The 20,980-nt window shown below is 63.6% G+C and carries 21 protein-coding genes and 1 other RNA gene; 9 read left to right on the forward strand and 13 right to left on the reverse strand.

The window, feature by feature from the left end:
* Both catB and fnrL read right to left on the reverse strand, forming a co-directional pair.
* On the reverse strand, positions 1-590 hold a 590-nt coding region (gene catB / locus IE126_RS14360), incomplete at its 3' end, for a type B chloramphenicol O-acetyltransferase (RefSeq protein WP_189381427.1).
* Between the two features lie 192 nt (positions 591-782).
* Positions 783-1,529: a transcriptional regulator FnrL gene (fnrL, locus tag IE126_RS14365; RefSeq protein ID WP_054304235.1), complete on the reverse strand. Its 747-nt coding sequence runs from the start codon at positions 1,527-1,529 to the stop codon at positions 783-785.
* Between the two features lie 63 nt (positions 1,530-1,592).
* Here fnrL and hemN point away from each other — a divergent pair, with 63 nt between their 5' ends.
* Together hemN and IE126_RS14375 are read left to right on the forward strand one after the other, a co-directional pair.
* Positions 1,593-2,948, forward strand: a complete 1,356-nt coding sequence (gene hemN / locus IE126_RS14370) for an oxygen-independent coproporphyrinogen III oxidase (RefSeq protein ID WP_189381400.1) — start codon at positions 1,593-1,595, stop codon at positions 2,946-2,948.
* Positions 2,949-3,165: 217 nt separating this feature from the next.
* Complete coding sequence (locus IE126_RS14375) at positions 3,166-3,318, forward strand: hypothetical protein (protein WP_189381401.1); 153 nt, start codon at positions 3,166-3,168, stop codon at positions 3,316-3,318.
* Between the two features lie 26 nt (positions 3,319-3,344).
* Here IE126_RS14375 and IE126_RS14380 read toward each other — a convergent pair whose 3' ends face one another.
* The 6 genes from IE126_RS14380 to IE126_RS14405 form a co-directional block, all read right to left on the reverse strand.
* A complete protein-coding gene (locus IE126_RS14380) occupies positions 3,345-4,571 on the reverse strand; it encodes a glycosyltransferase family 4 protein (protein ID WP_108130571.1) in 1,227 nt (408 codons plus the stop codon).
* Between the two features lie 11 nt (positions 4,572-4,582).
* Positions 4,583-6,166, reverse strand: coding sequence for an ABC transporter ATP-binding protein (locus tag IE126_RS14385; RefSeq protein WP_189381402.1), 1,584 nt, complete (start codon positions 6,164-6,166; stop codon positions 4,583-4,585).
* The gene (locus tag IE126_RS14390) at positions 6,163-7,269 is read right to left on the reverse strand and encodes an ABC transporter permease (protein WP_054304239.1); all 1,107 of its coding nucleotides are present in this window, start codon (positions 7,267-7,269) and stop codon (positions 6,163-6,165) included. Before IE126_RS14390 ends, IE126_RS14385 begins: the two co-directional genes overlap by 4 nt.
* Positions 7,270-7,271: 2 nt before the next feature.
* Positions 7,272-8,438, reverse strand: coding sequence for a microcin C ABC transporter permease YejB (locus tag IE126_RS14395; RefSeq protein ID WP_189381403.1), 1,167 nt, complete (start codon positions 8,436-8,438; stop codon positions 7,272-7,274).
* 1 nt (position 8,439) lies between these two features.
* Complete coding sequence (locus IE126_RS14400) at positions 8,440-10,347, reverse strand: extracellular solute-binding protein (protein ID WP_189381404.1); 1,908 nt, start codon at positions 10,345-10,347, stop codon at positions 8,440-8,442.
* A 174-nt stretch (positions 10,348-10,521) separates the two neighbouring features.
* Positions 10,522-11,049 (reverse strand): c-type cytochrome, encoded by a 528-nt coding sequence (locus IE126_RS14405; RefSeq protein ID WP_054304242.1) that lies wholly within the window; start codon positions 11,047-11,049, stop codon positions 10,522-10,524.
* A gap of 133 nt (positions 11,050-11,182) precedes the next feature.
* On the opposite strand from IE126_RS14405, the gene IE126_RS14410 reads away from it, so the two are divergent.
* Positions 11,183-12,013, forward strand: coding sequence for a prephenate dehydratase (locus IE126_RS14410; RefSeq protein ID WP_054304243.1), 831 nt, complete (start codon positions 11,183-11,185; stop codon positions 12,011-12,013).
* Between the two features lie 36 nt (positions 12,014-12,049).
* On the opposite strand, the gene IE126_RS14415 is transcribed toward IE126_RS14410, so the two are convergent.
* Complete coding sequence (locus tag IE126_RS14415) at positions 12,050-12,517, reverse strand: hypothetical protein (protein ID WP_054304244.1); 468 nt, start codon at positions 12,515-12,517, stop codon at positions 12,050-12,052.
* A 63-nt stretch (positions 12,518-12,580) separates the two neighbouring features.
* The gene (gene nudC / locus IE126_RS14420; protein WP_189381405.1) at positions 12,581-13,531 is read right to left on the reverse strand and encodes an NAD(+) diphosphatase; all 951 of its coding nucleotides are present in this window, start codon (positions 13,529-13,531) and stop codon (positions 12,581-12,583) included.
* Between the two features lie 214 nt (positions 13,532-13,745).
* Here nudC and IE126_RS14425 point away from each other — a divergent pair, with 214 nt between their 5' ends.
* The 4 genes from IE126_RS14425 to ffs all read left to right on the forward strand — a co-directional run bounded on the left by IE126_RS14425 (position 13,746) and on the right by ffs (position 17,402).
* The gene (locus IE126_RS14425; protein ID WP_189381406.1) at positions 13,746-15,635 is read left to right on the forward strand and encodes a bifunctional 2',3'-cyclic-nucleotide 2'-phosphodiesterase/3'-nucleotidase; all 1,890 of its coding nucleotides are present in this window, start codon (positions 13,746-13,748) and stop codon (positions 15,633-15,635) included.
* Between the two features lie 45 nt (positions 15,636-15,680).
* Entirely contained in the window at positions 15,681-16,307 is a 627-nt protein-coding gene (locus IE126_RS14430) for an HAD family hydrolase (protein ID WP_189381407.1), read from the forward strand.
* 1 nt (position 16,308) lies between these two features.
* On the forward strand, positions 16,309-17,259 hold the full coding sequence (locus IE126_RS14435) for an alpha/beta hydrolase family protein (RefSeq protein ID WP_189381408.1): 951 nt from the start codon (positions 16,309-16,311) through the stop codon (positions 17,257-17,259).
* Between the two features lie 46 nt (positions 17,260-17,305).
* Positions 17,306-17,402, forward strand: an RNA gene (gene ffs / locus IE126_RS14440) — signal recognition particle sRNA small type.
* A gap of 387 nt (positions 17,403-17,789) precedes the next feature.
* On the opposite strand, the gene IE126_RS14445 is transcribed toward ffs, so the two are convergent.
* The 3 genes from IE126_RS14445 to IE126_RS14455 form a co-directional block, all read right to left on the reverse strand.
* Positions 17,790-18,914, reverse strand: a complete 1,125-nt coding sequence (locus IE126_RS14445) for a site-specific DNA-methyltransferase (RefSeq protein ID WP_054304249.1) — start codon at positions 18,912-18,914, stop codon at positions 17,790-17,792.
* An 87-nt stretch (positions 18,915-19,001) separates the two neighbouring features.
* Positions 19,002-19,640, reverse strand: a complete 639-nt coding sequence (locus IE126_RS14450; protein WP_108130564.1) for a ribonuclease HII — start codon at positions 19,638-19,640, stop codon at positions 19,002-19,004.
* 3 nt (positions 19,641-19,643) lie between these two features.
* Positions 19,644-19,823, reverse strand: coding sequence for a hypothetical protein (locus IE126_RS14455; protein ID WP_054304251.1), 180 nt, complete (start codon positions 19,821-19,823; stop codon positions 19,644-19,646).
* A gap of 201 nt (positions 19,824-20,024) precedes the next feature.
* On the opposite strand from IE126_RS14455, the gene IE126_RS14460 reads away from it, so the two are divergent.
* Both IE126_RS14460 and IE126_RS14465 read left to right on the forward strand, forming a co-directional pair.
* Positions 20,025-20,303, forward strand: a complete 279-nt coding sequence (locus tag IE126_RS14460; protein WP_054304252.1) for a hypothetical protein — start codon at positions 20,025-20,027, stop codon at positions 20,301-20,303.
* Entirely contained in the window at positions 20,275-20,979 is a 705-nt protein-coding gene (locus IE126_RS14465) for a response regulator transcription factor (RefSeq protein ID WP_054304253.1), read from the forward strand. The genes IE126_RS14460 and IE126_RS14465 overlap by 29 nt, the downstream gene beginning before the upstream one ends.
* Position 20,980: the final 1 nt, after the last annotated feature.

Consider the following 20,980-nt stretch of genomic DNA (forward strand, 5'->3'; position numbering starts at 1 on the left):
ACCTTCGCGCTTGTCAGCAATGGCATCGCGGGCCGGAGCTGATCTTCCGACCAGTCCCACCACTTCATCTCCAGCAGAAGCGCGACGGCGCTCTCATCGAACCGGCTTCGAATGGTCTTCGCCGGATTGCCCGCCACGATGGCATAGGGCGCGACGTCGCGGGTCACCAGAGCCCGCGTGCCGATCACGGCGCCATCGCCGATCGTCACCCCCGGCATGATGATGGCCTCCGACCCGATCCAGACATCATTTCCAATGACCGTATCCCCTGCGGGACGATAGCCATTTTCCGCGCCCTCGAAGGCAGCAACCTCTGGCATCCAGAAAAAGGGAAAGGTGCTGACCCAATCATTCCGGTGGCCCTGATTGCCCGCCATGATGAAGGCCGCCCCCGACCCGATGGAACAGAAGCTGCCGATGACCAGGCGGTCAGCCCCTTCATCCGGCAACAGATATCGCGCACAGTCGTCAAAGCTGTGGCCGTGATAGTATCCTGAATAGTAGCTGAACCGCCCGACAGTGATGTTCGGGTTCGTCACCTGCCGGTCGAGTGTCACCCCGCGGAAGGGGCTGTCAAAATAGTTCTTCATTTGCAGTTCTCTGAATGGACAAGGGTAATCGCGCTCAGGCGAAGAAAGCGCAGTCGCGAGGGCGATGCGCTATGGCCCTGCCACAAGGCGCAGGGCGTCCTTCAGATGGTTCGGTCCGCAGATTTCACGGGGTCCTCGAAGACGCTGCATGGAACGCCCGACAATCATAGGGAAGATGCCGCCGGGCGCAAGTCAGCCCAGCACACCGCCGTCGCTGTCGTCGCCCGCCTCTTCCAGCAGGAGGTCGAAATCGGGGATGGTGACGTGGCGCTTGCCATCCAGCAGGATGATCCCCTCACGCCGCAGGGCCGAGATCTGGCGGCTGACGGTTTCCAGAGTCAGGCCCAGATAATCGGCCATTTCCTCGCGCGTCAGCGGCAGGTCAAACACCAGCGGCCCCTTCGCCGCCTTCAGCTTCAGCGTCGCGTCGCGCCGGGCGATGATGGCCAGAAGCGAGGCGATCTTTTCCCGCGCCGTCTTGCGCCCCAGAAGCAGCATCCATTCACGCGCGGCGTCCAGCTCGTCCAGCGTCATCTCCAGCAGGCGCTGGCCGATGTGAGGCGTGGACAGCATCATGTCCTCGAACGGCTTCTTGCGGAAACAGCACATCACCAGATCGGTGGTCGCCGTCACATCATAGGCCGCAGTGGACCGGCCGGGCCGCCCGACGAAATCTGATGGCAGCAACAGCCCGACCATCTGGCGACGGCCATCTTCCATCGTCTGCGTCAGTGTGGCGATACCGCTGACAACGGACGCCACGAAATCCATCCGGTCGCCCGACCAGACAACCGTCTGACCGGCCTGATAGGAGCGGTAATATTTGATCTGCTCCAGCCGCGACAGCTCATCCGCCTCGCAGCGGGCACAGACCGCACGGTGTCTGATGGGGCAATCCCCGCACTCGTGATGCACTGGGTGCATGTCCTGCATCGGCATCCCGGTTTCCTGGTCTTGATCTGGGTCAAGGCTGTTGCGCGTTACGCCTTCTAATCTAGTGGCATGGACAAGGAATCGCAACTCACCCGGCTCGGTCTTTTCGACGCGCGTGTGCCCCGCTACACCAGCTACCCCACGGCCCCGCATTTCGGAAACGACGTCAGCCCTGCGCTGTTTACCCGCTGGATCGAGACGATTCCGGCCGGATCTGCAATCTCGCTCTATCTGCATGTGCCGTTCTGCCGGCGCCTGTGCTGGTTCTGCGCCTGCCGCACGCAGGGCACGTCCAGCGACGAGCCGGTGCTGGCCTATGTGCAGACCCTGAAGGCAGAAATCGCGATCTTGAAGGCGCATCTGCCGAAGGGCGTGCATCTGAGCCGCCTGCACTGGGGCGGTGGCACGCCGACCCTGCTGAAGCCCGACATGATCCGCGATCTGGCGGCAACGGTGTTCGATGCGGTGCCGATGGGCGAAGGCGCGGAGTTTTCGGTCGAGATTGACCCCGACGAAGTGGATGCTGCGCGGCTGGACGCGCTGGCGGCAGCGGGGATGAACCGCGCCTCGATCGGCGTTCAGGATTTTGACCCTGAAATTCAGGCCACCATCGGCCGTATCCAACCTTACGATCTGACCAAACGTGTCGCTGACATGATCCGTGACCGTGATGTTCGCAGCCTCAATGCCGATATCCTTTACGGTCTGCCGCACCAGACCCAGGCACGGATTGCCGACAGCGTGCAGAAATTGCTGACACTCTCCCCCGACCGGGTGGCACTTTACGGCTACGCCCATGTGCCTTGGATGAGCCGTCGCCAGCAACTTATCCCCTCGGATGCCATCCCAACCCCGCAGGAGCGGCTGAAGCTGTTTGAAACAGCAGCGCAGCTGTTCGACTGGGACGGATACGAATCCATCGGCATCGACCATTTCGCGCGTCCTGATGACGGGCTGGCGGTAGCGGCCCGGAGCGGCGGCTTGCGGCGGAATTTCCAAGGCTATACCGATGACCGTGCCGATGTGCTGGTGGGGCTTGGTGCCTCCAGCATCTCGCGCTTTCCGCAGGGCTATGCGCAGAACGCCTCGGGCACCTCGGATTACACCAAATCCGTGCGCGCCGGGCATTTCACCACGCATCGCGGCCATGTGTTCAGCGGTGAAGACAAGCTGCGCGGCCGCATCATAGAGGCGCTGATGTGCGACTTCCACGTCTCGCGGGCAGAGTTGCTCCGCGATTTCGCTACCGATGACGCCGCGCTGTCGGCCATGTTCGCGGCGGCGAAGGCTCAGTTCGGCGAAATGGTGCGTGTCGATGCGGACGGCCTGTCCATCCCGGTGCCCGCCCGCCCGCTGACCCGGATGATAGCCCGCACCTTCGACGCCTATGACCATAGCAAGGCCCAGCATTCCGCGGCGATCTGAGGGGGCCGGACCGCCGCTGCAAAGAGGCTGCGCTCCGGCATGACGGGATCGCGCTGCGCTGTGCGGCCACCGCACCGCAGGGCGGTGTTGAAACCCAGACCAGTGCCGAGGGCTGGACGGTGGTTCTGCCCGGCACCGCGACCTCGGGCGAGGCGGCGGGGACGATCAGGATTGACAGCATCCGCTTCACCGGAACTTTTTCGGCGGTGAGGACGGCTTGATCTGTTTTCTCGACCCCGAACAGCAGGCCGCACTGCGCAACGGCACACACCTGACCGCCCTGGCAGGAACGCTTGCGGCGCTGACGGGTTCGGCGGCGGCGATGCGGAAGGTGCAGGAATGTCTTGAGCGCGAGGGTATGGCCCCCTGAACCCCGCTCCCCTCGATTCCTGCCCCTCAGGCCGAAGGGCCGAAGCTTTCCACCCACTCCACCATCTGCGGCAGGCAGACCGTGCGCAGGTCATAGCCTTTGACAATGGTTTCACGCGCGGCGCGTCGAAGGTCCATGAACCGTTCGGGCCGCGCAAGCGCACGGGTGATCATCTTCGACCAGCCCTCGACATCGAAGAAATCGACCAGACGGCCATTCACCCCGTCTTCGATCAGTTCGGCCACCGGCGCGGTGCGCGAGCCCACGACCATGCATCCGGCGCCCATCGCCTCCAGCATCGACCAGCTCAGCACGAAAGGATAGGTCAGATAGGCATGCACGCGGCTGACCTGCATCATGCTGACAAAGGTGGGATACGGCACCTTGCCCATGAAATGCACCCGCGACATATCCAGCCGGTCCTTCACCTGATCCAGATAGATGTTCTTCCAGCTTTGGCCCTCGGGCGCGGGACGGCCATAGCTGACCTCATCTCCGCCCACGATCACCACCTGCGCCTCCGGCCGTTCGGCCATGATGGCGGGCAGCGCCCGCATGAAGGTGTGATAGCCGCGATAGGGTTCCAGATTGCGGTTCACGAAGGTCAGCACCTCGTCCCCCGCTTTCAGAACCCTGCCATTCGGAAGCGTCAGCGTTGCAGTCGGATCGGGCTTCATCACGCCGGTATCCACACCGTCGAAGATGACCTTGATCCGTTCTCGCAGGATCGGCGGATAGGTGCTGGCCTGCCAGCGCGTCGGCGACAACCCTGCATCGGCATGCAGCAGCGCCTGCCCCAGATGCGTGGTGCGGCCCTGGGCGATGATGACCTGATCGAAATTCGGGCGGTCGAATTCGGGATCAAACCCGACATCCGCGCCACGGCCCTTGTAGTAAAATTCGGCATAGACCAGCAGCTTCGCCTCGGGCCAGACCTCTTTCAGAAACAGCGTCTCGCCCCAGCCGGAATGGCCGAAGATCACGTCGGGAACATAGCCCTGCTCGCGCATCTGCATCGCGGCGCGAGCCACGGTGACGCCGCGGTCGCTCATCTGTGTGTAGTTGCGGCCCAGACGGCAGGCCTGCGGATCGGGCGCCGGGCTGTTGTGGCGATATTTCACAACCCGGATTTCAGAGCTTCGGTTGTTGGTCGTATCCGTCAGCGCGATGCAGTCATGGCCACGCCGCTGCATTTCCGGTGCCAGATGCAGGAACTGGGCAGGGAAATTCTGGTGAACGAAAAGAATTTTCATGCAATGCCTCGTCACGCGCCGAAAGCGGCGGCCATCAGGGCACGGGTATACTCGGTTTGCGGTGTCTCGAACACCGCCTGCCCGTCTCCGGCTTCCACAACGTCGCCATTCCGCATCACCAGAACCTTGTGCGACAGCGCCCGCACCACCCGCAGGTCGTGGCTGATGAACAGATAGGCAAGGCCGTATTTGCGCTGCAACGCGCGCAGCAGGTCGACGATCTGCACCTGCACCGTCATGTCCAGCGCCGATGTCGGTTCATCCAGCACCACCAGTTTCGGCCGCAGGATCATGGCGCGTGCCACCGCGATGCGCTGGCGCTGCCCGCCGGAAAATTCATGCGGGTAACGCCCCATGGCGGCCGGGTCCAGCCCGACCTCAACCATGATGTCGCTGACCATCTCGCGCCGGTTGCGACCCGGTTCAAGACCGTGAACGCCCAGACCTTCGGCAATGATCTCCTCCACCGTCATCCGGGGGCTGAGCGATCCGAAAGGGTCCTGAAACACGATCTGCATGTCACGGCGCAAGGGGCGCAGCTGGCGGCTGTGCCAGCCCGAGATTTCCTGGCCCATGAACACGATCCGCCCTTCCGAACCGATCAGCCGCATGATGGCCAGCGCCAGCGTCGTCTTGCCAGAGCCGCTTTCACCGACGATGCCCAGCGTCTCGCCCGCGCGGACAGAGAGGCTTGCGTCGTTCACCGCCTTCACATAGCCGGTGACCTTGCGCATGAGGCCGCTGTGGATCGGGAACCAGACGCGCAGGTTTTCGGTGCGCACCAGTTCGGGCGCACCCTCGGGCACCGGATCGGGGCGGCCCTTCGGTTCTGCCGCCAGCAGCTTCCGGGTATAGGGGTGCTGCGGATTGGCAAAGATTTCGGCTGCGGGCCCCTGTTCGACAACCTCGCCGTCCTTCATCACGCAGACACGGTCGGCGATGCGCCGCACGATCCCCAGATCATGCGTGATGAACAGCATCGACAACCCTTCGCTGCGCTTCAGATCCGCCAGAAGGTCAAGGATCTGCGCCTGAATCGTCACATCGAGCGCGGTGGTCGGCTCATCCGCGATCAGCAGTTCCGGCCCGTTGGCCAGTGCCATGGCGATCATCACGCGCTGCCGCTGCCCACCCGAAAGCTGATGCGGATAAGATCCCAGCCGGCTTTCGGCATCGCGGATACCGACCTTGTTCAACAGATCGACAACCCGCGCCCGCGCCGCCTGTCCCCGCAGCCCCTGATGCAGCGCAAGGCTTTCGGTCAGCTGCTTTTCGATCGTGTGCAGCGGGTTCAGGCTGGTCATCGGCTCCTGAAAGATGAAGCTGATGTCATTGCCCCGGATACGGCGCAGATCCGCCTCGGGCGCGCCCACCATTTGCGTGCCCTGATAGGTGATGGAGCCCTCCATCATCGCGCTGTCAGGCAAAAGTCCCACGGTGGACAGCGCCGTCACCGACTTGCCCGACCCGCTTTCCCCCACCAGCGCGACCGTCTCGCCCCGGTCGACGCTGAAGCTCACATCCCGCACCGCATGGACGATGCGGCCGTCCTGCCGAAAGCGCACGTTCAGCTTTTCAACGGACAGAACGCTCATCGGAAGGTCTTTCTGGGGTCGAAAGCATCGCGCACGCCTTCAAAGATGAAAACCAGCAGCGACAGCATCAGGGCGAAGGTGGTGAAGGCGGTAAAGGCCAGCCAGGGTGCTTGAAGGTTGTCCTTGGCCTGTTGCGTCAACTCGCCCAGCGAGGGGGCCGAGGCTGGCAAACCAAAGCCCAGAAAATCCAGCGCGGCCAGCGTGCCAATGGTGCCGGTGACAAGGAAGGGCAGCATGGTCAGCGTCGCGACCATCGCATTGGGCAGCACATGGCGCACCATGATCACCCGGTCAGGTACGCCCAGCGCCCGCGCCGCGCGCACATATTCAAAATTGCGCGCGCGCAGGAATTCGGCCCGCACCACGCCGATCAGCGAGGTCCAGCCAAACAGCACCATCAGCCCGATCAGGAGCCAGAAGCTCATCTGCCAGATCGCGCCGACGATGATGATGATGTAAAGCGAGGGCGTGGCGCCCCAGATTTCAATCACGCGCTGGAAGATCAGATCGACCCAGCCACCAAAATAGCCCTGCACCGCCCCTGCCGCGATACCGATGACACTGGTCAGCGCGGTCACGATCAGCGCGAAACTGATCGACAGGCGGAAGCCATAGATCACCCGCGCCAGCACATCGCGTGCGGTGTCATCGGTGCCCAGCCAGTGCTGCGCATCGGGGGCCGAAGGCGCAGCCCCGCCCAGATCGTTGATTGTGTTATAGCTGTAGGGGATCGGTGCCCAAAGCAGCCAGCCGGGCACCACCGGCTGCCCGTCCACCGCACCGGCCCTGGCCTGCGTCAGCACCCCTTCAGGATCGTCCCAGCAGGCTTCCGCCCCCTGCGCGACGATCAGGCATTGCACCTCGGGGTCTCGATAGGCGGCTTCGGTCTGGAAGTCGCCGCCGAAGGTGGTTTCGGGGTAGAACTTCAGGAAGGGCGTGTAATACTCCCCCTTGAAACTGACCAGCAGCGGCTTGTCATTGGCGATCAGCTCCGCTCCCAGTGACAGGCCGAACAGCACGGCAAAAATCCACAGCGACCAGAAGGCCCGGCGATTGGCCTTGAAATTGCGCCAGCGGCGCTGGTTCAGCGGCGAAAGCGCCATGGTCAGCCCCTCCGCTCAAAATCAATGCGCGGATCGACCAGCACATAGGTCATGTCAGAAATGATCCCGACCACCAGCCCCATCAGCCCGAAGATGAACAGCGTCCCGAACAGCACCGGATAATCGCGGTTCACCGCCGCCTCGAAGCCAAGGCGACCAAGGCCATCCAGCGAGAAGATCGTCTCGATGATGATGGACCCGCCGAAGAACACGCTGATGAAGACCGCCGGAAAACCGGCGATGACGATCAGCATGGCATTGCGGAACACATGGCCATACAGCACCCGGCTTTCCGTCAGCCCCTTGGCCCGTGCCGTCATCACATATTGCTTGCGGATTTCATCCAGAAAGCTGTTTTTCGTCAGGAGCGTCAGTGTGGCGAAGCTGGAGATGGTGGAGGCGGTGACCGGCAGCACGATATGCCACAGGTAATCCGTGATCTTGCCCCAGAGGCTCATCTGGCTCCATCCGTCCGAGGTGAGGCCCCTGAGCGGGAACCACTGCCAGTAAGAGCCGCCCGCGAACAAAACCAGCAGCAGGATGGCAAACAGAAAGCCCGGAATCGCATAGCCCACGATAATCATGGCCGAGGTCCAGGTGTCGAAAGCAGACCCGTCGCGCACCGCCTTGCGGATGCCCAGCGGAATGGAAATCAGATAGGCAATCAGCGTGGACCACAGGCCCAGCGTGATTGAGACGGGCATTTTTTCCAGCACCAGATCGGTGACGCTGATCGACCGGAAGTAGCTTTCGCCGAAATCGAAGCGCAGGTAATTGCCCATCATGATTCCAAAGCGTTCCAGCAGAGGGATCGGCTCCTTGTGGCATTCCGGCGCGCGGGTGCTGACCGGGCCGGTATAACCCTCGGCGCAGACAATGCGGGCAAAGCCGAACTGCGCCTCCAGATCATCAATGAAATCGGCGGGCAGACCGCGCGCACCGATATAGCCGGACTCGTTGCCCGCCCCCGCTGCGGGCGCCCCGCCCGACCCGGCATCTCCGCCCCCGCCGGAAATCGACTGAAAGGCATCGCCCGCGCCATCCAGCCGGGCCAGAACCTGTTCCACCGGCCCGCCGGGCACGAACTGGGTCAGCACGAAATTGATGACCATGATCCCGAGCAGGGTCGGAATGATCAGCAGAAGCCTGCGCAGCAGATAGGCGCCCATGTCAGCGCAGCGCCCCCTGGGCTTTCATGACGCCCAGCTTCGCCTCGTCCATCCACCACAACCCGTCGCCCCGCGAATAGGGCGGCTGTTCCGGCGGTCGGCCGAAGACATCCCAATAGGCGACCAGATACTTGCCGCTATACCAGTTCGGCACCCAGATCTGCTTGAACCGCAGCACCCGGTCCAGCGCCTTGGCGCGCACGGTCAGTTCCTCGCGGGTTTTCGAGGCGATGACCAGTTCGACCAGGTCGTCCAGCACCGGATCGGCAACCCCGCTGAGATTGGCCGAGCCCTTGGCATCGGCGGATTCGGTGGTGAAGAACTGGCGCAATTCGACCGAAGGGGTTTGCGACATCACGAAACGACCACTGATGATGTCGTATTCGAAATCCTCTTGCCGCTGCTGCATCTGCGCCGCGTCGATATGGGTCAGCCGTGCGTCGATGCCCAAGGCCCTGAGGTTGGCGATATAGGGGTTCAGCACGCGATCGAACGAAGGCTGATCCTCGATGAACTCCAGCGTGAACACCTGCCCCTTGTCATTGCGGCGCAGCCCGCCCTCGCCCACTTTCCAGCCCGCCTCGTCCATCAGGGCAGAGGCCTGGCGCAGGATCTTGCGATCAAGCTGCCGCAGCTTGCCGGTCGCGGGGTCTGTCGCCTCGTAAACCGGCGGCTCGTAGGCCGGTTCGGTGAAGATTTCAGGCGACAGCCGGTCGCGGAATTGCTCCAGCACCGCAAGCTCCTCGCCCTCTGGCAGGCCCTCGGCTTGCAGGGGCGAGTTTTCAAAGAAGCTGTCGGTGCGTTTGTAAAGATCGAAGAACAGCGTCTGGTTCGACCATTCGAAGTTGAACATCATGCCCAGCGCCTGCCGCACCCGCGGATCGGCAAACTTCTCGCGCCGCAGGTTGAACCAGAAGCCCTGCGTGCCCGAGGGGTTGTTGTCGGCCAGCTCCTCGCGCTTGACCCAGCCCTTCTTCAGCGCCGGGAAATCATAGGCCGTGGCCCAGATCAGCGAGGAAAACTCCTGCTGCAACAGATAGCCGCCGGATTTGAACGCCTCGAAAGCCGCCGTGGTATCGGCGTAGTATTCGTAGGTGTAGCAGTCGAAATTCGCACCCCCGATGTTCACCGGCAGGCTGGCACCCCAGTAATCGGGGTTACGGCAATAGGTGATCGACCGTCCGGGCTTCACATCCTTCACCACAAACTGACCCGAGCCGACCGGCGGCACCAGCGTCGAGGCGGTGAAATCCACCTTATCGTAATAATGTTTCGGCAGGATCGACAGCCCCCCCGCCAGTGCGGGCAGGTCACGGGTGGCGACGCCGGGCCGGAAGGTGAACTTCACGCGATGCGGGTCCAGCGCCTCGACCTTTTCAATGTCCTTGAGCGCCACCTTGTAGCTGGGCGCGCCCTTGTCCAGCAGCACCTCGTAGGTGAATACCACATCCGCCGCCGTGATCGGCTCACCATCCGAAAAGGTTGCCTCGGGGCGCATGTTGAAGATCACCCACGACCTGTCTTCGGGGTATTCGAGGCTGGACGCCACCAGCCCGTAAGAGGCATCGGGTTCGTCGGGCGAACCGCTCATCAGGCTGTCATAAAGCAGCCCAAGCCCCTGCGCAGGTTCGCCTTTCAGGATGAAGGGATTCAGGCTGTTGAAGGTAGAGCTGGCGCCGGTGCCACGAAAGCTCATGGTGCCGCCCTTGGGCGCATCCGGATTCACATAGTCGAAATGCGCGAAATCGACCGGATATTTCAGATCCCCGAAGGTCGAGATGCCATGCGCATGGATCACCTTTTCCTCGGCCATAACAGGCGCTGCCGCCACAACCGCCAGCAACCCCGGCCCGATCACCCGCATCGGATGAAACTTGCGGCGGATCGGGCGGGCTGGGGTGTGCGGCATGAAACTCTCCTGCGGCCTTCTTGGCGTGCGTTTGGCCTGAGAGTAACGGAAATTCCCCTGCCCTCAAGGCGCGTTTGCGTTATCCGGGGCGCGTTTGCGTTATCCGTCGTGAATGCCGCAAATGAAAAGGCCACCCGCAAGGGGTGGCCCGACCATTGCGCAAGAAGCGCGGGATCACGGATGTGCGGTCGCCAGCCAGGCGATCAGATTCGCACGGTCGTCGATCTTCGGCAGACCGGCGAAGGACATCTTGGTGCCCGGCGCATAGCCTTTCGGGTTGGTCAGGAAATGTTCCAGATTCTCGGGGGTCCAGGTGTCGCCCGCCATCGCCTTCAGCGCGTCCGAATAGCCGAAGCCCTCGACCGAGGCTTTCGCACGGTTCACGACGCCGTCCAGATGCGGGCCGGTGCTGTTGGTGCCATCGACCTTGTGGCAGGCCTTGCACTTAGCGAAAACCTTCTCGCCCTTGGCCGGATCGGCGGCGGCATAGACTTCGTCCCACGAGGGGCCGGCCTCTGCGCCTGCGTCACCTGCGCCGCCGGCATCGGCGACCTCGATCACATAGCTTTGCGATTCTTCGCCTTCGCCATGGCCACCTTCCATCGAATACAGCGCCGTGGCAGCCCAGTTGCCCAGAAGGAACACGAGCAGCGACCCGCAGACCGCACCCAGCACCTTCGTGAAAGTCATCGTGTCGAACATGTCGCGTCCCGTTTTGGCATGAAGCTGAGGGGGCTTCTATCCGCTTCCCCGCACGGGTTTCAAGGTGTAGTAGCACCTCCGGCCCCGTAAATGCGGCGATTTGACCACGCGAGGGGCAGGAAGGAAAGCAGACATGACCGGACGCATCGCTTTTCAGGGGGAACTGGGCGCCTATTCGCATCAGGCCTGCGCACAGGCGCGCCCCGGATTCACCCCGGTGCCCTGCACCACCTTCGAGGATGTGGTGGAGATGACGCGCGCGGGCGAGGTGGATCTGGGGATGCTGGCGGTGGAAAACTCCACCTACGGCCGGGTCGCCGACGTGCACAGCCTGCTGCCCAAGGCCGGGCTGCATATCGTGGACGAGGCCTTCGTCCGGGTGCACGTCAACCTTCTGGGTGTCAGGGGCGCAAAGCTGGACGAGGTGCGCGAGGCGCATGGCCATGTGGTGATCCTGCCGCAATGCGCGCAGTTCCTGCGCGAGCGTAGCATCCGGGGCGTCGTCAGCAGCGACAATGCCCGCGCCGCCCGTGAAGTGGCCGAGGCAGGCAATCCGGCCCGCGCCGCGCTGGCCAGCGAGCTGGCGGCCGAAATCTATGGTCTGGACGTGCTGGCCCGCCATATCGAGGATCAGGCCAACAATACCACCCGCTTCCTTGTGATGAGCCGCACCCCCGACCACAGCCGCCGCGCCGCGCGGATGATCACGACCTTCACCTTCCGCGTCCGCAACATTCCCGCCGCACTGTACAAGGCAATGGGCGGCTTTGCGACCAACGGCGTCAACATGACCAAGCTGGAAAGCTATATGGTCGGCGGCAGCTTCACGGCGACCGAGTTCTATGCCGACATCGAGGGCCATCCCGAGGATGCGCATGTGGCCCGCGCGCTGGAAGAGCTGCGCTATTTCACCACGAACATGAACATTCTGGGGGTCTATCCGGCCGATGAAAGCCGGGTCTGATCCGGGACCGGGGCCGCATCCGGCGGCCCCCTGCTCTCAGCGGCGGATGCGGTAGCGCTCTTCGATCTCGTTGCAGATCAGACCAACCCGCGCCTCGTATTTCCGTTCGATCTTGTTGCGCGCCAGTTTCATCGACTGGATGAACACCCGCGCCGCCAGCGTGCGCGGCTTCACCTCGGAGGTGATGGTCACGCGGGTGCGGCGCGACGACAGTTCGACGAAATCCAGCGTGACGCCTGCGTCAAAGGTGGTGGCGATGATCTGGAAACCCAGATTGTTTGGCTGGTCCACCGAGACCAGCTTGACCGCCACACGGCGCGGGCGGCTGCGATAGACGAAGCTGACATTCCACACCATGCCTGGCGCGAAGCCCTGAATCCGGTCGGACCGCACCACCTCGGCCCCGCGGCGCATGGCAGACCGTTCCCAGTGTCCGGTATCGGCAAAGGCGCCATAGACGAAATCCAGCGGCGCCTCGATGTCCTCGCGTGTGGTCAGCTTCATTCAGTCCTGCCTCTCCGGGGCTGCCGCTTGTCCCCTTTTGCCTGTTATCGTGTAAGTTTCCGATTAAAAAAGTCGGTCTGCAAGCCAGTTCGACAGCAGAAAATGCGCAATCGAGCCCTTGCGGGCCGGATGTATCACAGGATGCGCGCCAGCCATCGCCTCCATCAGTTCCTCGCGGCTTACCCACAAGGCATCTTCCAGTTCGACCGGGTCCAGCGTGATCGTCTCGCTGAGCGCCTCGCCCGCACAGCCGATCATCAGCGAGGCCGGAAAGGGCCAGGGCTGACTGGCAAGGTAGCGCACCGCACCGACGCGGATGCCGGTTTCCTCGGCCACCTCGCGGCGCACGGCGGCCTCGACCGTCTCGCCCGGCTCCATGAAACCGGCAAGGCAGGAGTACATTCCCTCGGGCCAGCCCGGCGAGCGGCCCAGCAGCGCCCGGTTGCCCCGCGTGATCAGCATGATCACCACAGGATCGGTGCGCGGAAAATGCTGGGCGCCGCATTGCGCGCAGGCACGTTGCCAGCCCGCATTGACCATCTCGGTCGCGGCGCCGCAGGCCGCGCAGAACCCGTGAGAACTGTGCCAGCCCAGGATCGCCCGCGCCGTCGCGGCCAGCTCGGCCTCTCGCGCTGTCAGCCGCGTCATCTCGGCCCGCAATTCGGCAAAGCCATGGTCTGCTGCAAGTTGCGGGTGACGTATGCGGTTTTGATCCAGAAAGGCGGGTGTCGGCGCCCCTTCGGCAGGCACCCAGCCCGGCAGGTCGACCGCGAAGCGCGCAATGCCGTCGTCCAGCCCAAGAAAGACCGGCGCCGGAAGGCCTGCGACAAGCGGATGATCGGCAGCCACCCAGACCAATCCGCCCGTATCCGCCACCGGAATGCGCCCGCGCCACAGCACCAGCACCTGCCCGCCCCCGGCGCGCAGCCGGGTCAGCGCCTCGGCATCGCCGCGCAGATGCGCCGCGCGATCCAGCCCCGAGCCGCCGAAAGTCACGGTTTCCGAATGGCGCATCCGATCCTCCCGCGCGCTGCCCTGCGCCGCTTTCTGGCACGAGCCGGGGCATGACGCAAACCCGCAACGACAGGACTGCGCCAATCGCAACCCAGAGTAGAAATATTCTCGTTGCAAGATTGACAGCCGCAAAGTCCCACCGGCTAGATAGGCCGTTAGACAGACCCAAAGTCATTTCCCGCATCCGCTATCATGCGGAGAAAACAGGAAAAGCATGCCCTCAGACCGCAACGCGCCGGTGCCCGCGCCTGCTGCTTCGCCCCTCACCGCACGGCTGCGCATTCTGGCCACGACCGATGTGCATTCGCATGTTCTGGGCTATAATTATTACGCGGATCAGGAGCGGGACGATATCGGGCTCGCTCGGGTTGCGACCCTGATCGCGCAGGCCCGCGCCGAGGCGCCGGACAGTCTGCTGTTTGACAATGGCGATTTCCTGCAAGGCAATCCGCTGGGCGATTTCGCGATGCAGCAAGTGCTCACGCCCGACAGCGGCCCGCATCCCGCGCTGATCGCGATGAACCACCTTGGCTATGACGCTGCCACGCTGGGCAATCACGAATTCAACTTCGGGCTGGAGCGGCTGATGGCGGCGCTGAAGGCCGCACGGTTTCCGGTCGTGACCGCAAATGTGACCTGCAGGCAGCCCACCGCGCCGCTGCTGCCGCCGTGGTGTCTGCTGCGGCATGAACTGACCGGGTCGGATGGCCAGCGACATGCGATCCGAATCGGAGTCATCGGTTTCGTGCCCCCTCAGATCGTGCAATGGGACCGGAATGTTCTGGAGGGGCGCGTAGAGACGCAGGATATTCTCGCCTCTGCGGCCGCGCAGGTGCCGGAATTGCGTGCGGCCGGGGCGGATATCGTGATCGCGCTGGCGCATTCCGGGCTTGGCCCCGCCGATGCCGGGTTCAATGCCGAGCATGCCGCGACCGACCTTGCGCGTTTTCCGGGGATAGATGCGATCATCGCGGGGCACAGCCATCTGCCCTTTCCGGGGCCGGGATATCCTGTCGCCCCCGGCATGGATCTGAAGCGCGGGCTGGTTTTCGGGCGGCCTGTGGTGCTGCCGGGCCACTACGCCTCCCATCTGGGGGTGATCGACCTTGACCTTGCGCATGACCCGAGGCGGGGCTGGCAGGTGACGAAGGGCCATGCGCACCTGCGACCCTCCGCCGGAATATCCCCGGACCCATCCCTCACCGCTGCGGTTGCGGCGGATCATGCCGCGATACTGACCCATATCCGTCGCCCCGCCGGTCAGACCGCCGTGGCCCTGCACAGCTACTTTGCCACGATCACGCCCTCGGCCGTACTGGATGTTGTCGCCGAGGCGCAGGCCAGCTATGTGCGTCACCAGCTTCGGGACCAGCCCGAGGCCGATCTGCCCCTGCTGTCTGCCGCCTCTCCGTTCAAGGCGGGTGGACGCGGCGGCCCCGGTAACTATACCGACATCCCCGCAGGCCCGCTTGCCCTGCGGAATATCGCGGATCTTTACATCTACCCGAACACGATTGCCGTCTTGAAGCTGAGCGGGGCGGAAATCGCTGACTGGCTGGAAAACGCGACCGGCATCTACCGCGAGATCGCGCCCGGCAGCCGGGATACCCCGCTGATCGACGAGGATTTCCCGAGCTATAACCATGATCATATCCTCGGCCTGAGCTATCGGATCGACCTCAGCCAGCCCGCCCGTTACGACCGCCATGGCGCGCTGGTGCATCCCGGAGCCCGGCGCATCCAGGACCTGTGCCATCAGGGACAGCCGGTGCGGCCCGGGCAGACATTCCTGCTGGCGACCAACAGTTACCGCGCGGCAGGCTGCGGCGGCTATCTCGCGGCGCGGCCCGAACGTATGGTGCCCGAACGTCTGGTGGATGTGGGCCACGCCATGATCCGCGACATCCTGCTGCGCCATTTCGCCAGCCCCCCTGCCACTGCCAGCCAGACGACTTCCTTCAGCTTTCTGCCGCTGCCTGGCACCAGCGTGACCTTCGACACCGCACCCGAGGCCACCCGTCATCTGGCAGAGGTGGCCCATCTGCACCCGGAACCTCTTGGCACCACCCCCGAAGGCTTCGCCCGCTTCCGTCTGCACCTGTGATCGGCTAGACCTCGGACGCGAAACGGGCCAGCGACGGGGAATGCGATGTTCGATGCGGTGATCTTCGATCTGGACGGCACATTGATCGACACGGAATCAGTCGCCATGCGGACCGGGCGCGGCGTTCTGTCCGATATGGGGCTGATCGCGGGTGACGATCTGTTCCACGATCTGATCGGCAAGGACGGCCCCAGCGGCCAGCTTCTGCTGCGGGCGTGGTTTCCGCAGACGGATGTCGCCGATCTTGTCCGGCGCTGGGATGCCGCCTTCCACGCCGCCCTCGACGGTGATGTGCCCCTGAAGCCCGGCGCCCGCGAGATTCTGGAGCTTATCAACCTGCCGATGGCACTCTGCACCTCTTCGGCTCGCGAAAGCGGCCTGCGCAAGCTGGAGATGGCGGGCCTGTCGCGCCATTTCCACCATGTCATCACCCGCGATGACGTGAGCGCGCCAAAGCCGCATCCCGAGCCATATCTGCTGACCGCCGCGCGGCTGGGTGTCGCCCCAGCGCGCTGTCTGGTGTTCGAGGACAGCGAAACCGGCGCCCGCTCCGCCCGCGAGGCAGGCTGCGTAGTGGTGCAGGTGCCTGACATCCTGCCGACTGAGGGGGTTCATGCCAATCATGTGGCCGAAAACCTGCTGGAAGGCGCACGTCTGGCCGGGGTGATCTGACATGAGCAGCCGCTGGATCAGGCGCCTTCTGACTGCCGCCGCGCTCCTTGCCTTGCTGGCGGTGCTGGGGTCGGCATGGTTTGCGCATCGGCTGATGGTCGAGGTACTGACCGGCCGCGCCTTCTCGGCGCTGGCTCAGCCTGAAATAGACGATCCGCTGAAAATCGGCTATCGCGGCGATCCGGGGCGCGCTTTCGGGATGGCATGGCAGGACGTCGAACTGGAGACGCCGCTGGGCCCCGCCCCCGCATGGTTAATCCCTGCCCCCGGCGCAGATGGCAAACGGCTTGCTATCTTCGTTCATGGGATCGGCGGCGCGCGCGAGGACGGCTACCCTTTCCTGCCGCAACTGCATCAGGCGGGTCTGCCCGTTCTGCTGATCACCTATCGCAACGACGCGGGCGCCCCGCCCGCCCCTGACGGCCTGCATGCCTTCGGCCTGACCGAATGGCGCGACCTGGAGGCGGCTTATGACTGGGCGAAAAGTCAGGGCTATGACTCGGTGCTGCTGGTCGCAGCCTCGATGGGGGGCAGCATCGCCGGACAGTTTCTGGCCCGGTCCGACCGTGCCGGGATGACCGCTGGCGTGGTTCTGGATGCCCCCGCGCTGGATTTTCCCGCCACACTGCGCCACATCACCCGCCGGATGGCGCTGCCTCTGGGTGGGATCGGAACCGCGCTGGCCCTGCCCGCCTTCGGCTTCAGCCACGGGCTTGATCTGTCACAGGCGCGGGTGACAAATTCCTTTATCGCCTTCAAGGGTCCGCTGCTGATCTTTCATGGCGAGGCGGACCGGATCGTACCCCCTGAAACCAGCAAGGCCCTGCTGGCCGCACGCGGCGGCGACACCGTTCTGGTTCTCACCCCCGGCGACCACCTGCAAAGCCGCGACACCGCGCCCGAGCGGTTCAGGACCGCCCTGGCCAAGCTGATCGCCGCCCTGCCCCGCTGAACGCAAGGGCTTGCAGAATCCCGCCACCTTGCCTATGTGATGCCTCGAGAGGTTGGCGCGGGCGAGCGCCTCGCCAACCCGGTCAGGTCCGGAAGGAAGCAGCCGTAACGAGCCCCGCTTGGGTCGTTGTCCAGCCTCTCACCCAATTACCCCTAAGCCATTGACGCGAAATAGCGCCCCTGACCTCAGGGGTTTGACGCCATTTCTACCGGCCTCCAGGGCAGGTTCGGGAAAGTGAATGCCTGAACCGCCCTGCACAGATCGCGCATCCAGACGGTTTCGATGCGCCGCTGACGGTCTGCGAGATATCCCCGCCCGCAGCCTGATGGCCCGGATGGTATTCCGCGCAGGCTGCAAAAGCCGGAAGCGGGGTTTCGGACCAACGCACGGCCGCGCAAAGGGATGAAACAGGCCGGGCATGCAGGTTCTGACCGCATGCAAAAAGCCCCGCCATGCAGGCATGGCGGGGAGGTGTGCCCCCGGCGGACCGGAGCACAGGCGTAACTTTTGAGCTTATGGGAAACGGCGCCTCAGTGATGCTGACGCTCGTCAGCCTCCATCTCGGCGCGGATCTGCTGGCGCAGGATATCAATGGGGATCATCTTGCCATCCCGCTTGAAGTGCCAGTAGGTCCAGCCATTGCAGGAAGGCGCCTTTTCATAGGCCGCCCCGACCTGATGGATCGAGCCCTTGACCTCGTTCCCGATCAGCGTACCATCGGCGCGGACCTTGGCCTTGAAGCGGTTGCCGACGGAATAAAGCTCTTCCCCCGGACGCAGCATGCCGCGTTCGACCACCTGACCAAAGGGCACACGCGGCTCGGCCCGCTTGCTGCCGGTGACTTCCAGCCCCGAGGCATCGAACTTGCGGATACGCGCGATACGTTCGGTGGCAACCTTGCGGTAGCTTTCCTCCCGCTCGATCCCGATGAAATCACGGCCCAGCATCTTGGCCACCGCGCCGGTGGTGCCCGTGCCGAAGAATGGGTCGAGGACCACATCGCCGGGGTTGGTAGTGGCGATCAGGATGCGGTGCAGCAGGCTTTCGGGCTTCTGCGTCGGATGCGCCTTGTCGCCGTTTTCATCCTTCAGCCGTTCATGCCCGGTGCAGATCGGCAGCACCCAGTCGCTGCGCATCTGCACACCGTCATTGAGCGCTTTCAGCGCCTCGTAGTTGAAGGTGTATTTGGCCGCCTCATCGCGGCTGGCCCAGATCAGCGTTTCATGCGCGTTGGTCAGACGCTTGCCGCGGAAGTTGGGCATCGGGTTGGTCTTGCGCCAGACCACATCGTTCAGCATCCAGTAGCCCGCATCCTGCATGGCGACGCCGACGCGGAAGATGTTATGATAGCTGCCGATCACCCAGATCGCGCCGGTCGGCTTCAGCAGGCGCCGCGCAGCGGTCAGCCAGTCGCGGGTGAAACGGTCGTAGGCCGAGAAGCTGGAGAACTGGTCCCAGTGATCATCGACCGCATCCACCTTGCTGTTGTCGGGACGATGAAGCTCGCCCTTCAGCTGAAGGTTATAGGGCGGATCTGCGAAAATCAGATCCACCGAGCCGGCCGGAAGGCTGTTCATGGCCTCGATACAGTCACCGGCAATGATCTGGTTAAGCGGCAGGCCGGGGGCCTCCGCACGGGTCTTCTTGATCGTCATTACTGCCTCGGTCTGCGGCCTCTGCGGGCCGTTATCTTGTGTCCCAAGATGAGTCAGAGACGATTCCCCGTCAAATTCTTTTTTGAATCAACGAGTTATAGAAACGTCTTGATACAAGATATTGTGGACCGGGCGGAACGAACGCCTATGATGAGGGGTCACCCCAAAATCTAGAAGCGCCTGAAGGTGGTCCCTGGTCGGGTAACCGGCATTGCGCTCCCAGCCGTAGCCGGGGTGCTGTTGCGCCAAATCCACCATGATGCGATCGCGTGCCACTTTGGCAACAATCGAGGCGGCTGCGATGGACAGGCTGCGCCCGTCCCCCTTCACCACAGCCTGTCCCGCGCAGGGGAGGCCGGGGGGCAGACGGTTGCCATCGACCAGAACGAAGCCCGGCGCCACGGCCAGCGCGGCGACAGCGCGGCGCATGGCCAGAAAGCTGGCCTGAAGGATATTGAGCGCGTCGATCTCCTCGACGCTCGCGTGACCGATGCCGACCAGTGCCGAAGCCTGAATTTCTTCGGCGAGCCGTTCGCGCGTCGCAGATGACAGGGTCTTGCTGTCGGATATGCCTTCCGGCAGATGCGCGTGATCGAGAATCACAGCCGCTGCGGTGACAGGCCCGCAAAGCGGACCACGCCCGACTTCATCCACGCCGGCAATCGGGCCGGGGAAGCGGGACAGGGCCTCATCCTCAAGGCTCAGATCGGGAACCGGACGCGCCACGGATCAGACGTCACAGGCGCGATGCGCCGGCTCCGACAGTTCCAGCTTGCAGGTCGTCGTGGCATTTCCCTGCCCCGGAAGGGCGGACAGCGTCAGGGCAATCATCACCGCGAGTGCAGCCATCATGGTCAGGGCGAAACGGGTCTGCGGCGAAAGCCGCCCCCGGTGGCGGGGTTGGGTCATCTGAAATCTCCTGTTCTTCTGCTCTGCGTCGATGCCGGCGACTCATGGTTCGCCAGTCATTGCAGGCATATTCGCCCGGCGCCGCAGGACAGGCAATGACACGGCCGCGTTATCCGATAACAACGGCCAATCTCCGCTCAGGTTATTGAATTACAGGCGCTTCCCCCTCAGTATGCAAAGACCCTAACCGGAGCCTGCGCCATGATCCGCGTTCTTCTTGCAGCCGCCCTTGCCTGCCTTGTCGCCATGCCTGCGGCTGCCGAATGCTATGCCGATTACAAGGCCAAGCAGGACAACCCGCTGCGCCTGCACTACGGCGTGGCGCAAGTTTCCGCCTGCAACAAGAAGGGCGCCCGCGCCGAACTGGCGCCGCGCCTTGCCGCGCAGGGCTGGAAGCTCTTAAATATCGTGTCCACCTTCGGCCCCGAGGGCCTCAATGAAAGGCGATCGAGTGCCGGAGATTACTTCCTCCGTTACTGAAAGTCTCCGCGCGGGGAACCGCACGGCCGCTTTCGGCGTCGCCGCCATTGTCGCGATTCTCGCCGCGGCGGCGGTGTTCCTGTTTCTCAGCCTGCCTGACGCCAATGCCTTCAATGCGCGGGTGGAAAAGCTCTTCGTCGAAAACGACGACCTGCGCACCCTGGCCGAGATCAAGCTGCTGGAGATCATCGCGCAATCCGGCACCACCTTTCAGGAGGTGCTGTCGAGCTATCGCATGGTCATCTTCGTGCTTCTGGTGTTTTCCGCCGGGTTGCTGGTGGCCTGTCTGGTGTTCCTGCTGACCATCGTGGGGCAAAACCGCCGGATGTCAGCCATCCAGCGGTCGGGGATCACCGTGTCGTCCCTGATGATCAGCCGGGAAAGCCGGGCGGTCTATATCAACGATCTGGAATTCAAGCTGACCGAGGCCGCCATCGAAACCCTGTCGGTGCTGGCCGAGGCACGGATGGATGACGAGGTGCTGACCGGCGCGCAGATCGAGGCGGTGATCTCGGGCCGGACCGAGGCGGATTGCGACGAGGCATCGGGCGCCACGCGGGTCAAGCGGCTGCGCGACGCGCTGGGGAACCAGTTGGTGTCGGAACTTCTGGTCAAGACCATCGCCCGGCGCGGCTATGTGCTTTCGGTCGAGAAAGATACGATCCGCATGATCTGAC

The organism is Gemmobacter nanjingensis (assembly GCF_014652195.1).
Lineage (GTDB): Bacteria > Pseudomonadota > Alphaproteobacteria > Rhodobacterales > Rhodobacteraceae > Gemmobacter > Gemmobacter caeni.